Raw genomic sequence first — 512 nt, 5'->3', positions numbered from 1 at the left:
GCCTTGCGCTCTTCGCGGATCCGGCGTGCCAGTTCGCTGTTGTACAGGTCGAGCACCTCCTCGATTGCCCCGCGCTCCCATCCGTGCGCGAGCAGGGCGGAAGTGATCTTCGCGCGGGCCTCTGGAGGGGTGTGAAGCGGCTCGCAGCCGGATGCGCTCATGCGGTCTGCTTCCAGTGCTCGGCCCGGGCCTTGTCTGTCGTTCCGTCGGCCTCGTCTTGTCGGGGCGGTCGCGCACGGGCTCCTCGCCGCGCTTGTCGGGGCAGAGCTGCGGCGAGCGATGCGGCTGGGGCACCGGCAGGGGCGGCGGTGCCTGGCGGCATTAGCTGTCCGTGCCGTCGCGGTCCGCCGCCGGCACGGTGATCATCGGCCGGTAAGTGGCGGTGTCGGTTGGTTCGCCGACGGGTCGGCCGTCGGCTTCGACCCAGGCGTGGGCTCCGAAGGGTGTGGTGCGTACTCCGCTGCACCAGGTGGGCCAGTGGCCGCGCATCCGGCACAGCAGGGCGGTGGCCA

At 71.7% G+C, this 512-nt stretch carries 1 protein-coding gene; it reads right to left on the bottom strand.

Features of this window, described 5'->3' with window-relative positions:
• Positions 1-321: 321 nt before the first annotated feature.
• Positions 322-512 (bottom strand): lasso peptide biosynthesis B2 protein (locus tag RM812_RS43480; protein ID WP_311585241.1); only part of this gene is annotated, 191 nt, incomplete at its 5' end.

Origin of the sequence: Streptomyces lancefieldiae (genome assembly GCF_031845825.1) — a bacterium.
Lineage (GTDB): Bacteria > Actinomycetota > Actinomycetes > Streptomycetales > Streptomycetaceae > Streptomyces > Streptomyces lancefieldiae.
The sequence above is the reverse complement of the archived record's forward strand: the minus strand, read 5'-3'. Positions and strand labels throughout refer to the sequence as shown.